This is a genomic window from Noviherbaspirillum sp. (assembly GCF_035944575.1).
In the GTDB taxonomy this organism is placed as follows: domain Bacteria; phylum Pseudomonadota; class Gammaproteobacteria; order Burkholderiales; family Burkholderiaceae_D; genus Noviherbaspirillum.
Map to the genome: position 1 here is coordinate 56,778 of NZ_DASZBA010000243.1, position 16,764 is coordinate 73,541.

At 58.7% G+C, this 16,764-nt stretch carries 14 protein-coding genes; 5 read left to right on the plus strand and 9 right to left on the minus strand.

All coding sequences use genetic code 11. The features are described 5' to 3' along the window. Positions 1-75: 75 nt before the first annotated feature. Positions 76-393, minus strand: a complete 318-nt coding sequence (locus VGU61_RS19975; RefSeq protein ID WP_326861046.1) for a hypothetical protein — start codon at positions 391-393, stop codon at positions 76-78. A 923-nt stretch (positions 394-1,316) separates the two neighbouring features. On the opposite strand from VGU61_RS19975, the gene VGU61_RS19980 reads away from it, so the two are divergent. After that, complete coding sequence (locus VGU61_RS19980) at positions 1,317-2,885, plus strand: alpha/beta hydrolase domain-containing protein (protein WP_326861047.1); 1,569 nt, start codon at positions 1,317-1,319, stop codon at positions 2,883-2,885. A gap of 100 nt (positions 2,886-2,985) precedes the next feature. Here VGU61_RS19980 and VGU61_RS19985 read toward each other — a convergent pair whose 3' ends face one another. Then, the gene (locus VGU61_RS19985) at positions 2,986-3,753 is read right to left on the minus strand and encodes a hypothetical protein (RefSeq protein WP_326861048.1); all 768 of its coding nucleotides are present in this window, start codon (positions 3,751-3,753) and stop codon (positions 2,986-2,988) included. 262 nt (positions 3,754-4,015) lie between these two features. Here VGU61_RS19985 and VGU61_RS19990 point away from each other — a divergent pair, with 262 nt between their 5' ends. Further along, positions 4,016-4,372 (plus strand): hypothetical protein, encoded by a 357-nt coding sequence (locus tag VGU61_RS19990; protein WP_326861049.1) that lies wholly within the window; start codon positions 4,016-4,018, stop codon positions 4,370-4,372. A gap of 7 nt (positions 4,373-4,379) precedes the next feature. On the opposite strand, the gene VGU61_RS19995 is transcribed toward VGU61_RS19990, so the two are convergent. Beyond that, a complete protein-coding gene (locus VGU61_RS19995) occupies positions 4,380-4,646 on the minus strand; it encodes a hypothetical protein (protein ID WP_326861050.1) in 267 nt (88 codons plus the stop codon). A gap of 63 nt (positions 4,647-4,709) precedes the next feature. Between VGU61_RS19995 and VGU61_RS20000 the strand changes: the two genes are divergently transcribed. Together VGU61_RS20000 and VGU61_RS20005 are read left to right on the plus strand one after the other, a co-directional pair. Then, positions 4,710-5,183 (plus strand): hypothetical protein, encoded by a 474-nt coding sequence (locus VGU61_RS20000; RefSeq protein ID WP_326861051.1) that lies wholly within the window; start codon positions 4,710-4,712, stop codon positions 5,181-5,183. Between the two features lie 285 nt (positions 5,184-5,468). After that, the gene (locus tag VGU61_RS20005; protein ID WP_326861052.1) at positions 5,469-9,128 is read left to right on the plus strand and encodes a response regulator; all 3,660 of its coding nucleotides are present in this window, start codon (positions 5,469-5,471) and stop codon (positions 9,126-9,128) included. 25 nt (positions 9,129-9,153) lie between these two features. Here the strand turns inward: VGU61_RS20005 and plsB are convergent, their stop codons facing one another. After that, positions 9,154-11,679 carry a glycerol-3-phosphate 1-O-acyltransferase PlsB gene (gene plsB / locus VGU61_RS20010; protein ID WP_326861053.1) on the minus strand — a complete coding sequence of 842 codons (2,526 nt, stop codon included), beginning with the start codon at positions 11,677-11,679 and terminating at the stop codon, positions 9,154-9,156. 198 nt (positions 11,680-11,877) lie between these two features. Between plsB and VGU61_RS20015 the strand changes: the two genes are divergently transcribed. Further along, complete coding sequence (locus tag VGU61_RS20015) at positions 11,878-12,744, plus strand: HAMP domain-containing sensor histidine kinase (RefSeq protein ID WP_326861054.1); 867 nt, start codon at positions 11,878-11,880, stop codon at positions 12,742-12,744. Between the two features lie 105 nt (positions 12,745-12,849). On the opposite strand, the gene VGU61_RS20020 is transcribed toward VGU61_RS20015, so the two are convergent. The 5 genes from VGU61_RS20020 to VGU61_RS20040 all read right to left on the minus strand — a co-directional run bounded on the left by VGU61_RS20020 (position 12,850) and on the right by VGU61_RS20040 (position 16,511). Next, entirely contained in the window at positions 12,850-13,722 is an 873-nt protein-coding gene (locus VGU61_RS20020; protein ID WP_326861055.1) for a DMT family transporter, read from the minus strand. Positions 13,723-13,918: 196 nt separating this feature from the next. Continuing rightward, positions 13,919-14,395 carry a YcxB family protein gene (locus VGU61_RS20025; RefSeq protein WP_326861056.1) on the minus strand — a complete coding sequence of 159 codons (477 nt, stop codon included), beginning with the start codon at positions 14,393-14,395 and terminating at the stop codon, positions 13,919-13,921. 216 nt (positions 14,396-14,611) lie between these two features. Beyond that, positions 14,612-15,094: an ATP-binding protein gene (locus VGU61_RS20030; protein WP_326861057.1), complete on the minus strand. Its 483-nt coding sequence runs from the start codon at positions 15,092-15,094 to the stop codon at positions 14,612-14,614. A gap of 123 nt (positions 15,095-15,217) precedes the next feature. After that, on the minus strand, positions 15,218-15,868 hold the full coding sequence (locus tag VGU61_RS20035) for an SIMPL domain-containing protein (RefSeq protein WP_326861058.1): 651 nt from the start codon (positions 15,866-15,868) through the stop codon (positions 15,218-15,220). Positions 15,869-15,947: 79 nt separating this feature from the next. After that, positions 15,948-16,511, minus strand: a complete 564-nt coding sequence (locus VGU61_RS20040) for a nucleotidyltransferase family protein (RefSeq protein ID WP_326861059.1) — start codon at positions 16,509-16,511, stop codon at positions 15,948-15,950. Positions 16,512-16,764 lie beyond the last annotated feature (253 nt).

Here is a 16,764-nt window from a genome sequence, read left to right on the forward strand (position 1 = left end):
AGTTCGTAACAGTCGTTCCATCCCTGCCGATATTCCGGCGACACATGCGATGCCTGCGGATGGAATGGCAAAAACTCATTGCCCGAGTTCCACCGCTTTGGCTCCCGCTCCGCTACCGGCTGCGCTGGAACAGGGGGCGGCAAGGATTGCCTCAAGCTGCACGCTCGGCATGTCGGCCCCATTGTTATCAACCACAAAGCCAACAACCCTCTTTGAGATGTCATTTGGATGCGGCACGCTTGCCATAGGGCGCGGCTTCCAGCGCGGTTGCTGCTTGGCTGCCAGTAGAGCGGCAAAGCGCACAAGCGCATCCGGATAGAACGCAATCGACTCGCGGAACGACTTGAATCCGCCCGCTTCCTTCGCCAGCGCCAGCACTTCGTCTTTATCCATTCCCATCTCCCTTAAGCGCACAGCGGCGCAGTCAAAACAGAGCGTGAAATTTGCTCCGCAAAAAAGTACGACCCCGCGCCGTTATTAGCTTTCAGAGCGGTGTTATTTCAATTTTTGCGGAGCGGATTTGAGGCGGGAAGGCGCGGAATGACGGGGTTTCTATACTAGCTTGGGAAGCTTCTGCTCTACCATTGAGCTACACCCGCATGGGCGGCATTTTACGCGGGTTTGCGGGTCCTCTGCAAAATGGAATCAGGCCGTCGTCCGTTCCTCAAATCCACTGCAATTTTTCCGGACTTGCCACTTTGCTTCGCCCCGCGTCCTTGAGGTGGCGGATGTCCATCGTGCAGCAGCGTGGCTGGCGGTTCTTGGCCCGCTTCATCTTTTCCTCGGACACAGCGGCAGACTGCGAACTCACACCAACAGCAAGCCCGAGGCGAACGCTTCGGATGCTGATCGATGCTTTCGATGAGCGTTTGTTCGATTCTTTTCTGAATTATTCGAATTTGCTCTTTTGCTTTTTCCGTGCTCGGCTTTAATTGCCACAAACGCTTAAACAAGACCAAAAAAGTTTGTAAAACGAATGATTAAGTTCTGCATAGTGGAATATCTTTGCCTTTATGGTTTGTATGTAAGGCCTCGGATACTATTGTTCTATGTGAAAAACCGCTGTAATAACAATGGGTTGCGAAAAAGAATTGGTTAATTTGATCTGCCTGTGGAGTTTGCAAGAATGGGTCATTGTTTTGCATTGCGAACGAAATGTAATTTAGATAATATGGTGACGAAACGAACATATTTTGTTTTCGATATCTATCAATTTGGCATGTGAGATATCCCGAGATCGGAGATCGACAAGCAGGATGTGGCGTTTCAGCGCGTGGAAAAACCAACTCGAACAACCATCAGGAGACAAATCCATCATGCGAAACAAACTTGCTACCAGCCTGTGCGGCCTGGCAGGCAGCCTCATACTGGCCGCCTGCGGCGGCGGCTCATCATCGGCGCTTCCGGAGACTGCCACCAATACCAACGTCATCGCGCTGCCCTCCGTCACCGGACCGGTTGCCGTCACGCCGACCTCCTATCCGTTCGGCGCGGCTGACCGCACGCTACAGCCGGAAGACCTGAAAGCGGTCGGCTATGTGGAAGAGGAATACTTCGTGAGCGGCAAGGCGAATGTGTACGACTGGCCGGCGCCCGGCCCCGCCGTCGTTCGCACGCCCGACGTGCCGTACACGACACGGGTGCTGATCCGTCGTCCGGCGGACGGCAAAAAGTTCAGCGGCAATGTTGTGGTCGAAATTCTGAACGCATCCAACCTGTTCGACCTGAATATCGGATGGGGCCTGTCCGGCAAGCATTTCGTCAATAACGGCGATGTCTGGGTCGGTATCACCAGCAAGCCGGTCACCGCCGAGACCCTGAAACGGTTCAACCCGCAGCGCTATGCATCCCTGTCCTGGGCCAATCCCTTGCCGCTTTCCGATTCGCGGAATTGTCCCGACGCGGCAATCAGCACCATCATCGCGGGCGACAGCTCGCGCAGTACCGAGAATGGCCTGTTCTGGGATATGTACAGCCAGGTGGGCGCATGGCTCAAGAGCAATGAGAAATCCAATCCGCTGCGCAAGGAAGCGGGATTCACCGTGGAGCGTCTCTATGGATTCGGATACTCTCAGAGCGGCGGCTACCTGTACACCTACATCAACGCCATTCATCCACTGGACGTCAAGCGATATGGCGCCCCCATCTACGACGCTTACCTGGTTGCAGTAGCAGGCGGCGCCTTCGCCGGCATCAGCGCGATCAACCAGTGCGCGACGCCGCCCGCCGTGACTGATCCGCGCCGGCAGTTCAAGGATGTCGGCGTACCCATCATCCACGTGATGTCCCAGTCGGACTACCTGATCGGCATCGGTTCCCGCCGGCCGGACAGTGACGCGCCGGCGGATCGATTCCGGCACTACGAGATGGCAGGCACGGGCCATGCGACTCCGGGCGAGTTGTATTCGGCCGCGGCACCGGCGGACATCCAGGCAGCCGGACGCAGCGTACCGCCGATGGCCTGCAATGAAGGACCGCGCAGCCGCTTCCCGTCCGAAATCCACTTCAACGCCCTCTGGCAGAATCTCGATCTGTGGGTGCAGCGGGGCATCGCGCCGCCGAGCGCGCCGCCGATCCAGGTGGTCGATGGCAAGCCGGTGACCGACGCCTACGGCAATGTGGTCGGCGGACTGCGCTCGCCGTACGTGGATGTGCCGACCAGTACCTGGAACGGCAGTTCGACCGGAGCGAGCTTCTGCTTCATCGCGGGACACGAGATCCCGTTCAACAGCGCGCGCCTCGCCCAGCTGTATCCGAGCAAGGGCGATTATGTGAGCAAGGTCGTCGACAATGCGCACAAATTGGTGGCAGACCGGTTCCTGACGCCGCGTGACTCGCTGCAAGTGATCAAGGAGGCGACAAGCTTCAACTTCCCGTCGCCCTGATGACGGACGGTGCAGGCGCGGCTGCCGGCACCGTGGTTTTTCCCGGCACAAGTTGCTGATCAATGCCCGGCCGGCGCCAACCCGGTCGGGCGTATTCCTCTCAATCCATGGTGTTTTCCGGTCCGACCGGCGCACCCATCCTGTCCTGCCCGTAATCGCACAAATCCAGCACCACGCAGGCGCCGCATCGCGGCTGCTGATGGGTGCAGATCTTCTTTCCGTGTTTCATGATCACTTGGTGGTTGTCATACACCTGCTGCGCGTCCCATTCGGCCGGAAGCTGGGCTTCCAGTATGCGATGTGATGGACCCACTGCCATCCCGGAGGGGATCAGTCCGATCCGGGCCGCGACACGGAAATGATGACTATCCACCGGAAGCGCCTTGCCGCGAATCGTGCTGAAGGAGATGACGGCGGCGCTGGTTTTCGGTCCGACGCCCGGCAGGCGTTCCAGCCATTGGCGCGCCCGTTCCACCGGCCAGTCGCGGAGAAAGTCGAGCGATAGCTCGCCGTTGCAGCGCGCGGCAATTTCCCGCAGCACCGATTGCAGGCGCGGCGCTTTCTGCTCCGGCCAGGTGCAGGCGGCAATGGCATCCTGCACATCGGCGACCGGTGCGTCACGCACCGACTCCCAATTGGGGAAGCGCTCCCGCAACTGCCGGAAGGCATGGGCGGAATCCTGGTTGCGGGTGCGATGTGAGAGCATCGCCGAGATCAGTTCGCTGAGCGGGTCGATGTCATGAAAATAGCGGGCAGGGCAACCGTACTCCCGGCACAACCTCTCATGCACATCGACCACCCTGGCCGTATTGTCTGGCCCCGGCATGGGAATGCCGGCCGTGTCAGCGAGAAGGGATTGCTGGCGCATACATTCAGGGTCCACAAAAACAAACAAGTTCGACCCTGTTGTCCGGAGCAGGTTCTGGCGTCGGCGCCGGTCCTGCGAAGCGGCACGGGACCGCCACCTGAAGGCAACCGGGAAAAGCGTTAAATTTCTGTATTTCCCGGCGGAAAGTCAAAAAAATGAACCGCGTCAAGAACCACTGAGGCGATTAGATGACTAAATATTGCCGACTTTTCTACGCATAGAGGCAATGACTGAGATGTTCCCCAAAAACCGAGGTTAACAAATGTCAGAAAACACAACCGTCAATCCTGATCCTTCGGAGGAAAATCCCGCTCCAGATAGTCCGCCCGAGACCCAAACCGAACCCGGCACCGGTGTCACGAGCGCCGTCAAGAATGTACTGGACGAACACAAGGGAAAACTGGCGATCGGTGCGGCTGCGACCCTTGGACTGATGGTGTATTACAAATGGCGCGAGAAACGCCTGGCCAAGGAAGACCCGGAGGAATATGCCCGCCTCCAGAGACTGAAGGCCGTCGTGCGGGTAGACGGGCCGGACAAGCCACAGGCAGCGGAAGCACAGGATGCGATGCCGCAGGAGGACAAGCCGCAATTTCCCGACCAAAACCCATTGCCGTAACGCCGCCTCATATACCGATCGGTTCGCTTTTGCGGGCGGCGTGCCGGCGATCGAGCAGCGGCCGACTCCCTGAACGGTCGATCTTGCGCCGACGATATTGTTTGCCTGCAAGAAAAAAATGCATGGGGTTGCGGCGTTCTACCTCCGTATCTCCATAACGCCTGTTGCGGAGCCTCAGCCCTGCACCCCGCAGCCACATGACGGCGGCAACGCCTCCCGCCAATCCAATCAAAAGCGCTTTTCCGACAAGCCATGAAGTGCGTTGGTGATTCATTCTTGCGTGTTCTCCGGTGTCCAGGGGGCGTATACCCTCGCAAAGCGCTTGGGCAATCGCCTTATGACAGGCGGCCGCATCAATTCGTTCTGGCAGAGAACGGACAGGCCTGACGCATCGCTCTCCGCATTACATCGCTGTCCGGTCAAATTTCCCTATCGCCATTTTCCTATCGGAGCGTTAATATTGCGTTTTATGCAATGTTGTGAAAAGAACATGAATATGACGATGGACGATGATGTTGTCGAATACGACCCGGATCGTTTGCTGAATGCGCTGCGTGAGCAATTCAGTGTTGAAAGCGATGCTGCCTTGTGCAGGTTGCTCGGTGTCCGTCCCGCAGTATTAAGCCTGATCAGGAACAGAAAGAGGTCGATCGGTGCCTGCCTGATGGTGCGCATGCATGAATTGAGCGGCTTGAAGGTGGCCGAACTCCGGAAACTCCTGGGCGACCGGCGGCAGAAATTCCGCACTGGCAAGAATGACGCCTACCGCACCATGAAAATGATCGAAGCCAGAAAGTCGGGCCTCCCATGATTGCCGCAATCCAGCCGTACCGCGAATAATATTCTCCGCAAGTTCAGGCCGAACCGGCCTACACTCTCACGGTTCGCTCCTCAAGGTGTCCAGATCTTCATCCAGCGCAACCAACCGGCTTCTTTCCCTCATTCAGCGAGCGGTTTGCGCTACCATCACCGCTACGCTTTCAATCCACACGATGCCGTTACGGCGCGCTTTCCTGATTCACGTTTCCCGTGCTTATAAGGCCTCTGACAAATCGACTTTACCGGCCGGACTGAGCTGGAAAACCAACGAAAAAGAATGCCTATCGTCGCCATAAAAAGCCAGAAACTGACCGGCTATCTCCTCTGCGCAATCGGCAGCCTGGTGATCGCTGGCTGGATGCTGGGCAATAAAACCATGGTGACGGTAGTACCCGGCAGCGTGGCGATGAGCATCAATACCGCGCTCATGTTCCTGGCGTCCGGCTTGTCGCTGATCTGCCTGCATCGCGATACCGGAAATGCGCTCGTACGAACGATTTGTCCGCCCTTTCTGGTGATCCTGTCGACGCTGATCCTGTTCGAGCACGTCACCGATATCAACCTTTGGATCGACCTGACCAGCGTGCATGCCGCGCTGGGCGACGGGCATTCAAGGCCCGGCAGGACTGCCCCGAATGCCTGCATCGGCTTCCTGCTGACCGGACTTGTGTTCATGGCGCGCACCCGCCACAGCATACGTGACCGGATGGAGCAGGCCAGCATCGCGTTGGTTGTCGCCGTGCTCGTCATCGGCTGGAGTGCGCTGCTGGGTTATTTCCTGAATCTGCACGCGATGTACCAGCTTGCCACCTATAACCGCATGGCTGCCCTGACTGCCGTCGGTTTCTGCATACTCGGCACCGGCCTGTGGATGTTCCATCGCAACACGCGCGTCCGTCCGGCCTCCAATATCACCAACCAGGACAAGCGCGTCACTGCCATGGCGGCCGCATTGCTGACCGTGTTCGCCATTGCCGCCGGATTGAGCGGGTTCTGGGTGTTGCGGGAGGGGTTCGAAAAGAACGCCGCCGACAACATCCGCAATACGGCGAGGAACAACTCCTACATCATCTCCGATGAGCTGAATCAATCCACGCTGCTTGCGAAATCGGTCGCCATGATTCCGGTCCTGCCCGAGCATCTGCGCGATCTGGACGTCAATCCGAACGATGCCGATTCGCTGAGGGCGATCACGGAGATCGCCCAAAGCTATCTGTCGCTTGGCGCGCAAGGCATCCGGTTCGACGACCGGCAGGGAAAGACGCTGGCAACCGCCGGACGCCTGACGGCGGAATCTTCCGCCGTGTCGGTACCGTTGTCATTAATCCACGGCAAGGGTGAACTGTTCTGGAATGACGGCTTTTTCCTCCGTGCCGAAAACCCCGTGGTCGATGGTTTCCGGGTCGTGGGACGCGTCGTGATGGAGCGGCAGCTCCACTCCCTGACGACGCTGATCGAGGAAAGCCAGCGCGCCGGCACATCGACCGATCTGCTGCTGTGCGGCCGGGAGGCGAACGAAGCATTGTGCTTCCCGACGCGCTTCTATGCGGCAGGCAAGCGCATACCGCTGTTCGGCACCGACGGCAGCCGCGGTCAGCCTATCGTGCGTGCACTGAGAGGTGAAATCGGAGCGGCGACCGTCACCGACTTCCGGGGCATCGCGGTGCTCGCCGGCCATGCGCCGCTCGATCCCTACGGCCTTGGATTGGTGCACACGATCGATGTCGATGAGCTCTATGCGCCGATGCGCGACAAACTGAACCTGCTGGTGGTGTTGCTGCTGATGTTCGTGGCCGCAGGCACCATACTGGTTCGAAAGCTGCTGCAACCGCTGGTAACCGGCATCGTGGCGGAACAGCAGCGCATGGCGGTGATCCTGAAAAATTCCAACGACGCATTCATCGCGGTCGGCCAGGACGGCAGGGTCACCGACTGGAACGAGCAGGCCGCCGCCACCTTCGGCTGGACCGCCGACGAAGCGATTGGCAGCGATCTCGCGACGCTCATCATTCCGAAAGGTCAACGCCCCAGCCATAACGCCAACTTCAATGAATTCGTCCGGGCAGGACGGATCGAAAGCGACAAGGCCGCGGGCAAACGCCAGGCACTCAACCGGCGCCTTGAAATGATCGGCCTGCACAGAAGCGGCAAAGAAATTCCCCTGGAAGTGTCGCTTGCCGCCTTCCATGACGGACGCCGCTTCGTGATCACCGCGTTCCTGCGCGACATCACCGAGCGCAAGGCGGCGGAACGGCAAGCCGCCGAACATGCGCGTTCGATGGAGGAAGCGCGCGTCGCCCTGATCCAGTCGCAGAAACTGGAAGCCATCGGCAAGCTGACCGGTGGTGTCGCGCATGATTTCAATAACGTGCTGCAAGTCGTCATGGGAAGCCTGCAATTGCTGCAGGCCGAGATGCGCGGCAACGACCGCGCGGCGGCACGGGTAGAGGCCGCCATCGATGCGGTGCGCCGCGGCGCCAAGCTGTCCACCGAGTTGCTGGCATTCGCGCGAAAACAACCCCTGCAGCCGGTGCCCACCAACCTGGCCCGCGTCGTTCGCGGCATGCACGAAATGCTGCAGCGGGCATTGGGCGGGACGACCGATATCGAAACCATTGCCGCAGCCGGACTATGGAATGCATTGATCGATCCGAATCAGCTTGAGCATGTGATCCTGAACCTTGCGATCAATGCGCGCGACGCGATGCAGGGGCAGGGCAAACTGACCATCGAGATCGGCAACGCTTCGCTGGACGATGATTATGTACGCGCCGAGCCCGGCCTGGCGGCGGGGCAGTACGTCATGCTTGCGATGTCGGATACCGGCTCGGGCATGACCGCCGAAACCATCGAGCGCGCGTTCGAACCGTTCTTCACCACCAAACCGGAAGGGCAGGGAACCGGCCTCGGCCTGAGCATGGCCTACGGCTTCGTCAAGCAGAGCGGCGGACACATACGGATATACAGCGAAGTCGGAGAGGGGACGACGATCAAGTTGTACTTTCCCCGTTCATTCGAACCGGAGTCGGTGCCGGTGACGAACATCAATGGGCCGGTGACAGGTGGCAGCGAGACCATCCTCGTGGTGGAAGACGATCCGGCGGTGCAGTCCACTGTCGTGGCGATGCTGGGCAACCTTGGCTATCGGGTACTGAAGGCGGACCACGGCGAACAGGCGCTGGAGATTCTCAGGCAGCATGGTGCGGTCGATCTGTTGTTCACCGATGTCGTAATGCCTGGGTCGCTGCGCAGTCCCGACCTTGCAAGGCAGGCCAAGCTACTGTTCCCGAACATCAAGGTATTGTTCACCTCCGGATACACCCAGAACGCGATCGTGCACAGCGGACGCCTCGATCCGGGCGTGCATCTGCTCAGCAAGCCTTATCAACGCGAACAACTCGCGCGCAAGATCCGTGACCTGCTGGACGCGACAGCGTCCCGGTTTTTGAACCATGCGGCGGCGGCGACGAAGGATGTTCCAGGTCTCCAGCCGGCGGAACAAGCAGAACGACAGCCAGCCGCCCGGCACGGCGATGAACCGCCGTCGACGGGCGGCGACGGCCTCGACATCCTGGTGGTGGAGGACAACGAGGATTTTCGATACCTTGTCGGCGAGATGCTCGCCATGCTCGGGCATCGCGCCCATCACGCCGCAAGCGGCGAAGCGGCGCTGGAGCAACTGGAGCAGAGAAGCTTCGATGTGCTTCTCTCGGATATCGGCCTGCCGGGAATGTCGGGCGTCGATCTCGCCAACATCGCGGTGCGGCGCGCCGACGGCATGAAGGTCATATTTGCGTCGGGCTTCGGCGGACTGCCGGGCAATTCTCTGCCGGACTATGACTTCATCATGCTATCCAAGCCGTACAGCATGACGAAGCTGCGCGACGCCATCGACGGTTGCACGGCCGGCACGGATCAGGAGCAGCCGTACAAATAGGATGACGCCGGCGCGCATTGCATCCCTACACGGCACTGTCCGGCAAGCGCGCCGGTTTGTCCGCTACCTTTGCGGCAGCCGCTTCCAGCCGCACCATGTGCAGGATGGTTTGCCGCATGTCCGGCGGCAGTACGAATCGGGCTTCGCCGGATGCGGTTTCGAGCGACTCGCCGAAATGCAATTTGCCATCCGCGCCGAGTTCGGCTCTTCCGCTGCGGGTAAGCGTGTCTATGAAGATGCGGAAGATCGCCTTGTCGAAAAACTCCGGCGCATTGAATTCGCGCAGCAGGGACAGGCGCTGTGCCTGCAAGTGACAAAGCGCTTCCAGTTCGGCCGGCGTCATGATGCCCGAGCCACGGCGGCTCAGCATGGCCAGCGTGATGAAGTAGCGGATCAGCGTCGGGCGCACCGCCTGGCCGAGCAGTTCGAGCTGCGCGAATTCGTCGCTGTTGACGTCCGGCGCGGCGTACACATCGTTGCGCACCGTATGGCCCAGCCATCCCATTCCAGTCAGGGCGGCCAGATAACGATCGAGTGCGATGTCGAGTTCCTCGTCGGTCCAGCGCAGGAACAGCTCGGCGCGCAGGAAGGGATAGACGGTGTGCACCAGTCCCAGCAATTGGGCGCGGCTGAGCGTGACGTTCTGCGCCAGCAGGCAGGCGATCAGCGCGGGCAACGCATACAAATGAAGAATGTTGTTGCGCGCATAGGTCGATAGCACCGCCTCGTCCGGCGTAAAGAACAGCACATCACCCAGGGCGTGCGGCTGGCGACGGATCAGGCGCAAGCGCTCGCAATAGGCGACCATCGCCGCGCCGTCCAGTGCAGTCACCTGCATCCGCTGCGCATACGGCGCGGCGAGCGCGAGCTGCCGGTAACCGTCAAGCTGCTTTGCGAGCTGCCGCGCATCGAGCGCGTGACGCGGCGTCGCCAGCAGGGCGAGGCTGGTGAGATTGACAGGGCCGGCCACCGCCGCGCTGTTGATGCCGTCGGCGATGCGGCGCATCAGGCGTTCGATCCCGGACGACAGCCACGTCGGGCGCGTATCGTCGGCGATCACCTCGTCCTGCCAGCCTGGATGTTCGGCGGCGAGCACTTCCGTCAGGTGAATCGGTTCGCCGAAGTTAACATGGACCTTGCCGAAGTTCTTCTTCAGTTCGCGCAGCGTCAGCAGCAGGTCGAACAGCGACTCTTTCTTCTTCGGTTGCCCCATCAGCTCGCCGACATAGGTACGGCCCTCGAACAGCTTTTCATAGCCGATATACACCGGCACGAACACGATCGGCCGCGACGAATCGCGCAGGAAACTCTGCACCGTCATCGCCAGCATGCCCGCCATCGGCTGCAGCATGCGGCCGGTGCGGCTGCGCCCGCCTTCGACGAAATATTCAATCGGATACCCCTTGGCGATCATCATGTGCAGGTATTCGTTGAACACCGCCGCATACAGCTTGTTGCCCTTGAACGAGCGCCGCAGGAAGAAGGCCCCGCCACGACGCAGTATGCCGCCGAGCAGCGGCAGGTTAAGGTTCGCGCCGGCGGCGACATGCGGCACCATCAGGCCGTGATTGAACACCACATACGACAACAGCAGATAATCGATATGGCTGCGGTGACAGGGTACGTAGATGATCTCGTGATCGGGCGCGACGCCGGTGACGGTATCCAGGTTGCCGATCTCCACGCCGTCGTAGAGGCGCGTCCACAACCAGGTCAGAAACCGCCGCGCGATCAGGATCAGCGGATACGAGTAGTCGGAAGCAATTTCCCATGCATAGCTGCGCGCCGTCGCTTCCGCACGTTCAATGGCGGCCGGGGTGGCGCCGCCGGCTTCCGCTTCGGTGGCAATCGCCGCCCTGACACGTGGTGCGTCAAGCAGTTCGTCGAGCTGGGTACGGCGGTGCGATAGGTCGGGACCGATCGTGATCTCTCTCTGGCGCCGGAAGTGGCCGCGCAGAACACGCGCAATCTTGCGCAGCGTCAGTTCCTGATCCAGCCCTTCATCGGCGAACCGGCGCAGCGACAGCGGTGCGTTGAACCGCACCAGCGTGTTCTTCCCGTGCAACAGGACGGTGAACAGCCGCTTGAATGAACCGTGCTTGCCCCAGGTGTCGGCGAACAGCAGCTTCCAAACCGAATGCTCCTTGTCGGGCGAGCGGCCCCAAAGGATAGACACCGGCACCAGTTGCACCTCGAAGGCGGGATCATTGCGCGCAGCTTCCACCAGGCTTATAAGGAATTCGGAATAGGGCGGCTTCTTCGACTTGATCCACGGCTCGGGGCGCGACAGGAAAAAGAAGGCACGGGACGCATGCAAGCCGCCGGCATTCAGCGGCGCGAGCGCCGGCGGCAATCCGGCAAGCACGGTCTCCTGCGACAGCACCAGCAGATTGGAAAGAAAGCGGCGCTGCAGGACATACACCACGGGTTTGGTCGGGTCGAGACCCAGCGAGGCGGGATCCTGCGGCAGCACCTGGGTGCGGACCCATGCATAAAGCAGCTTGCGGGCGATACGGAGCAGGGGGCGGTCGAACGTGAAGGGATTGAACATTCCGAAAGGGAAAGTTGCGGAAAAAACATTCTAGCTTAAAGTTAGCCGCCGCCTGCCCCTTTGAAACTATGTTGTACGCTGGTTATCTACTGTCTATCACCCGGCAAAATTTCACACTCGCAACACCATGCGACGCAGGCTACGGCCAACCCGTACCGCCATGCCAGGTTATCATCTCAAACACAAAATAGAGTAATTATGTCAGCCGTCCTTTCCATCGTCCGTCATACCAGTGACATCGTTCTCGCCTGGTTCAGAAAAGAGGGAACAACACGTGATGAGGTTGAGAGTGCGCGACAGCGTGCGGAAGCCGCGCTGCGCGAAGCGGAAGCACGGTTACACCAGGCCGACCGGCAACACGAAGAATTTCTGGCCGTGCTCGCGCACGAACTGCGGAATCTGCTGACACCAATCAGCACCGCGGCGCAACTGTTGAAATACACCGATCAGGACCCGGCGCGCATCCGCGCAACCAGCGACATCATCGGCCGGCAGGTCAGTCATATCACCAGACTTTTCGACGATCTTCTCGATGTATCGCACATGCAGGATGGCCGGCTCCAGCTCGACCTGTCGCCGCAGGATATCAAGACGGTCCTGAGCGAAGCGATCGAGCAGGTACGTTCGACGCTCGCTGAACGGCATCAGCAACTGGAACTGGAACTCGATGACGACGATATCGTTGTGATAGGCGAGTATGCACGGCTGGTGCAGGTGTTCGTGACTCTGTTAAGCAATGCCGCCCGGCACACGCCGCCCGGCGGACAAGTCGTGCTGTCGGCGCATGCGGCAGGGCAATCGGCCGAGATGTGCGTGCGCGGCAACGGCGCCGGCATTGTGCCGGACGCCTTGCCGCACGTATTCGATCCGATCACGCAGGTCGGGCCTGCAAAAGCGCAGCGTGGTGAATCGGGACTGGGGCTGATGCTGGCGAAGAAGCTGGTGCAGCTGCATGGCGGCACGGTGACCTCATACAGCAAGGGCCCCGGCACTGGCAGTTGTTATACGGTACTGCTGCCGCAGATCGAAACCGGCGGCAATGACGGCCATGCAAATTCCGGCTGAGGATCGGCAACGGCGATTCCGGCACCCGTTATCACTGCCATACCATCCAGTCTCCACGCGCCTTGTCCGGCAATTCAGCATACGGCGCATCGTGTTTATCCATGCCTACTTGCGCACACGCTTTCCCTCGGATCGGACCAAGAATACGCCGCTGGTAATGATGATTGCCGCGCCGGCCAGCGTGTAGCTGTCGGGGAACGCCTGCCAGATCAGCCAGTCCATGCCGGCCGCCCAGGCCAGGGCCGTGTATTCAAACGGAGCGACTGCCGAGCCTTCGCTATTGCGGAATGCTTCGGTCACAAGCACCTGGCCAAGGAACCCGGTGACCGCAAGCGTGCCCACCAGCGGTAAATGGGCACTGTCCAGCGCGACCCAGCCCGGGGCCGCAAGCACCCCAGCGCCGATGGCAAGCGCAAGTGTGAGCCAGAACACCATGCTTTCGCCGGAATCGGTAGGACTCAGGACGCGCACCGTGATCGCCAGCATCGCATAGCAGGATGCTGACGCAAGAACCGCCAGCGCCGCCAGGCTGAGCAGTCCATCGCCACCCGGACGCAGCACGACCAGCACGCCAAGCATGCCGCCGGCAATGGCCCACCAGCGCGCGGGGGCGATCTTCTCCTTCAGGATCAGCGCCGACATGGCCGTTATCAACAACGGCGAAATGAAGAAGATGGTATATGCCTCGGCCAGCGGCAGGCTGCGCAACGCGAACACAAAGAGCGACAACATCAATATGGCAAGCACGCCGCGCAACACATGCAGCGGCCAGCGCACTCTCCATAGCGAAGGCAACGCGCTGCGCCAGGTGACCCAGGCACACACCAGCGGCAGCGCCGCAAGGCCGCGCAGGGCAGCTACTTGTAATGGAGGATAGTGAGCGGCGAGCAGTTTCATCACGCTGTCCATTAGTGCGAACAGCACAACTGCCGTGAGCATCGCGGCAATGCCGCGCAGGTTGTTGATTGGCGGAGACAAAGGAAAGTTCGATGCGAAAAAGAGGCATTCTCGCATTGTTTTCTATTGTGGATATGCGCTGTCTATAGACCGCCCTGTTTGCATGCTGACCGCAGTCAATCGAGGGGCGGCCTGCCGGTATGTTTGAACGCCGATGTTTAACGCGAACAATATCGAGCATACATCCGTGCGTCATCATTGATCGGCACGCTAGGCATCACACCTTTCCCTGGGCATAATGATAAAACTCGGTGGCTTGGGCAGTGCTGTTGAACCATGCTTTCGGCACGACTTCAAAAAGCGCGTCTGTGGTGTACAGGAGAAACAGCTCATTGTTCTCCCTTACTTTAACGAGCGATTCCCAGTTCCGATCGCCGTTTCCCCGGTCTGAATGTACCGAGAACCTCTTCGAATCCCAACGATAGGTAATCGGTGCATCGATTCCCTTGTATTGCGAATACAGCTTGCGGACCTTTCGCGGCAGGTATAGATACGACTGGATTGCCTCGCCGATCAATCCGCCGATACCGCCAAACGCCAGCACGATACCCCACGGCTTTACGCCAAGCACGGTGAGCACAAACCCAAGCATTGCAACCAATCCTGCGGTCCAGTTGACGGCAATTGCAACAGGACGACGATGAAGGCGATAGGCATCCAGGTAATTTTTCTCTGAAACGACTCCGGTAATCATTTGTGGAATTGAACGCTCGACATGATCGGTATAACCCGGCTTGCCGGGGCATATACTTCAATAATTCCTTGTGCAATGTGAGCAATTGACGGCTTGTGTTGGGCTTCCCGAACACGTCGCGCTCCCACTGCGTTCCCATAAGTACTCCATGCCTCTATCTTTGGCAATGCATGTCCGGGATGACTCTCGCCGAAGGTGTTGGTGTTCATCGTGATGTTAGCCATAAGTTCGAACATTGAACCCCTCGTTCTCGCCCGGCGGAACGAACAACGAGGTTATATATTCGAACTGCTCCACCGTCATTTCCATCGAGCCTGCCGGTTTCTCGCGATTGCGTTTCTGCAGTTGTTCGATGCAACGCTCATTCGGTGTATTGACGAAGTGCAGGACATGCCTGGCATTGCCGGCTTCGAAGATGCTTCGCATCCAGGCCCTGGCCGCTGGGACGTTGGCAGGAAAATCGAGTACGACCGAGACGCCTTGCAGGAGCAGTTCTGTGACATGCGGTGCAACTATCATCTTTAATCGTTTCGAATATTTCAGGTAGTCGTCAAAGCTGGTAATTTCAGTCGGAAATAGCTGTTGGAGCCATATGTCTTCACAAATGAGAATGGCGTTATGCTGTTCCGCCAGTTGGCGGGACAGGGTGGTTTTACCCGCTGCCATTTTCCCGCATAAGAAATGAAGGGTTGGTTCCAAAGCGACTCCAAACTATAGTTCAGAAAATAGTGCAATGCCGAGCCTAATCGGTGTGCAACGCTATTCGGCTGAGCGACCTGTCAGTCCGTCTATTCAACGGACATATTAGTATCAATCGGTGCTCTATTTCATTGAGGCGACACCAGTAACTGTAACTATCACCTCGGTATTTCCTCGTGCAGCAGGAATAGCCGATGTTGATGCGGGGACTACTGTGCCGTAATTCACAATGTGACGAAACTCGCCTGGGCGATTAAGGGTAATTTGCTTTATCTGGTAATTTTTAAAGCCGAATGCATTTGCTGCTTCGGCGGCCTTTCGCTTGAAGTTTGCTGCTGCTTGGGGCAGAAGCGCACTTTCTTCCATTCTTCTTGCATTCTCGGATAGACGGAAACTCACGCCGGATATCTGATGATCCCGACCAAGCCTTCCTGCGAGCTGACCAAGCGCTTTCATATCGTTTGAATCAAGCACAACGTCTCCACGCACGACCCATCCATCCTGAGCGTTGTTGACGTAATTTGGGTTGGTAGAGATATGGCCGAGTTTGGAATTAACAGCTGGAACAGCTTTTGCCTCCGAAATAATTGACCTCATTGCACCGATCACCGCTTCATTCAGCGCGCCGATATCAGCACCTTTTCTTTCGACTGCAAGGTTAACCAGCATCTCGTCATTGGGGACTTCCGATCGAGCATACGCATCAAAGTTAAGCATTGTCTGAGCGTACGATACCAATGGCAGTAGCAGGAGTCCGGATAGAATTGTCTTCATAGTCTTTTGCTGTATATCTTGTGGCGTCTAATGCCTTGATGACGGCCGTGGCGTCTACCCGACCCAGTCCATTGCGGTGTTACATTCCACAACGGCTCTCGACTTCCAGTGCTGGCCATGTTTCCAACCAGCGCTTGCTCTTTACGCGGTCCATGAAGACCGAATTCACGTATCCTGCCTTTGGGTTCGGCGTAATCGATAAATTCCAATTGTGCGCGAGTCCGAACGGAGCCGCCACCTCCACTTCACTCGCTGCACTCAGCCTTACACCGACGCAAGTGGCTTGCTCCGGATAGTAGCTTATTGCATCGGCGGTATCCCGATATGGGGCATGTCCATTCCGCAGGTGCATGCGTGCCTGGTTGCGCACTTGCCAGTTCACCTTGGGTCGCTTACTGCGCAGGATTGACTCGATATCCTGTTCCATTGCGGGAGTAAGGTCCGAAGGGTCGAAGATCGCGACGTCCACGTCATTGAGCGGGGTTGGGATCGTCTTGCCATGCAGATGATCCCATATCAGGTTGCGGACAAATCCGGCGACAACAAGCCAGTCCGGAAGACCGGCCGTCTTAACGACCGCAAGACAATCCATGCGCCATTTGTCGGCGCGTATCAAAGCCTCAGTCATCGCGGTATCTGTCATTGGAAAAATTTAATATTTTGGTGCAGCGGCGGCGCATGAGCGCCGTCCGCTGCAATCGGTTGTTAGGCAGCGCACCTCACGTCTTATGGCCGGGATTGACGCCCATGGCTTTCAGTGTTTCCTCGTCATACTGAGACGCATACTCCGCCGAAGGCGGTATGACCTTGATTACGTCGATGAGCACGCCGTTTGGATCGGATGTGATGAAGTGCCGCTGGCCAAAGTCCTCCGAGCGCAGCGGCAGATGCATTGG

Bases quoted from the DNA above. Each gene is read 5' to 3' on its own strand.
- VGU61_RS20035 (WP_326861058.1), bottom strand. From the start codon at position 15,868: ATGAAGACAATTCTATCCGGACTCCTGCTACTGCCATTGGTATCGTAC.
- VGU61_RS19975 (WP_326861046.1), bottom strand. From the start codon at position 393: ATGGATAAAGACGAAGTGCTGGCGCTGGCGAAGGAAGCGGGCGGATTC.
- VGU61_RS19990 (WP_326861049.1), top strand. From the start codon at position 4,016: ATGTCAGAAAACACAACCGTCAATCCTGATCCTTCGGAGGAAAATCCC.
- VGU61_RS19995 (WP_326861050.1), bottom strand. From the start codon at position 4,646: ATGAATCACCAACGCACTTCATGGCTTGTCGGAAAAGCGCTTTTGATT.
- VGU61_RS20015 (WP_326861054.1), top strand. From the start codon at position 11,878: ATGTCAGCCGTCCTTTCCATCGTCCGTCATACCAGTGACATCGTTCTC.
- VGU61_RS19980 (WP_326861047.1), top strand. From the start codon at position 1,317: ATGCGAAACAAACTTGCTACCAGCCTGTGCGGCCTGGCAGGCAGCCTC.
- VGU61_RS20000 (WP_326861051.1), top strand. From the start codon at position 4,710: ATGACAGGCGGCCGCATCAATTCGTTCTGGCAGAGAACGGACAGGCCT.
- VGU61_RS20005 (WP_326861052.1), top strand. From the start codon at position 5,469: ATGCCTATCGTCGCCATAAAAAGCCAGAAACTGACCGGCTATCTCCTC.
- VGU61_RS20025 (WP_326861056.1), bottom strand. From the start codon at position 14,395: ATGATTACCGGAGTCGTTTCAGAGAAAAATTACCTGGATGCCTATCGC.
- VGU61_RS19985 (WP_326861048.1), bottom strand. From the start codon at position 3,753: ATGCGCCAGCAATCCCTTCTCGCTGACACGGCCGGCATTCCCATGCCG.
- VGU61_RS20040 (WP_326861059.1), bottom strand. From the start codon at position 16,511: ATGACAGATACCGCGATGACTGAGGCTTTGATACGCGCCGACAAATGG.
- plsB (WP_326861053.1), bottom strand. From the start codon at position 11,679: ATGTTCAATCCCTTCACGTTCGACCGCCCCCTGCTCCGTATCGCCCGC.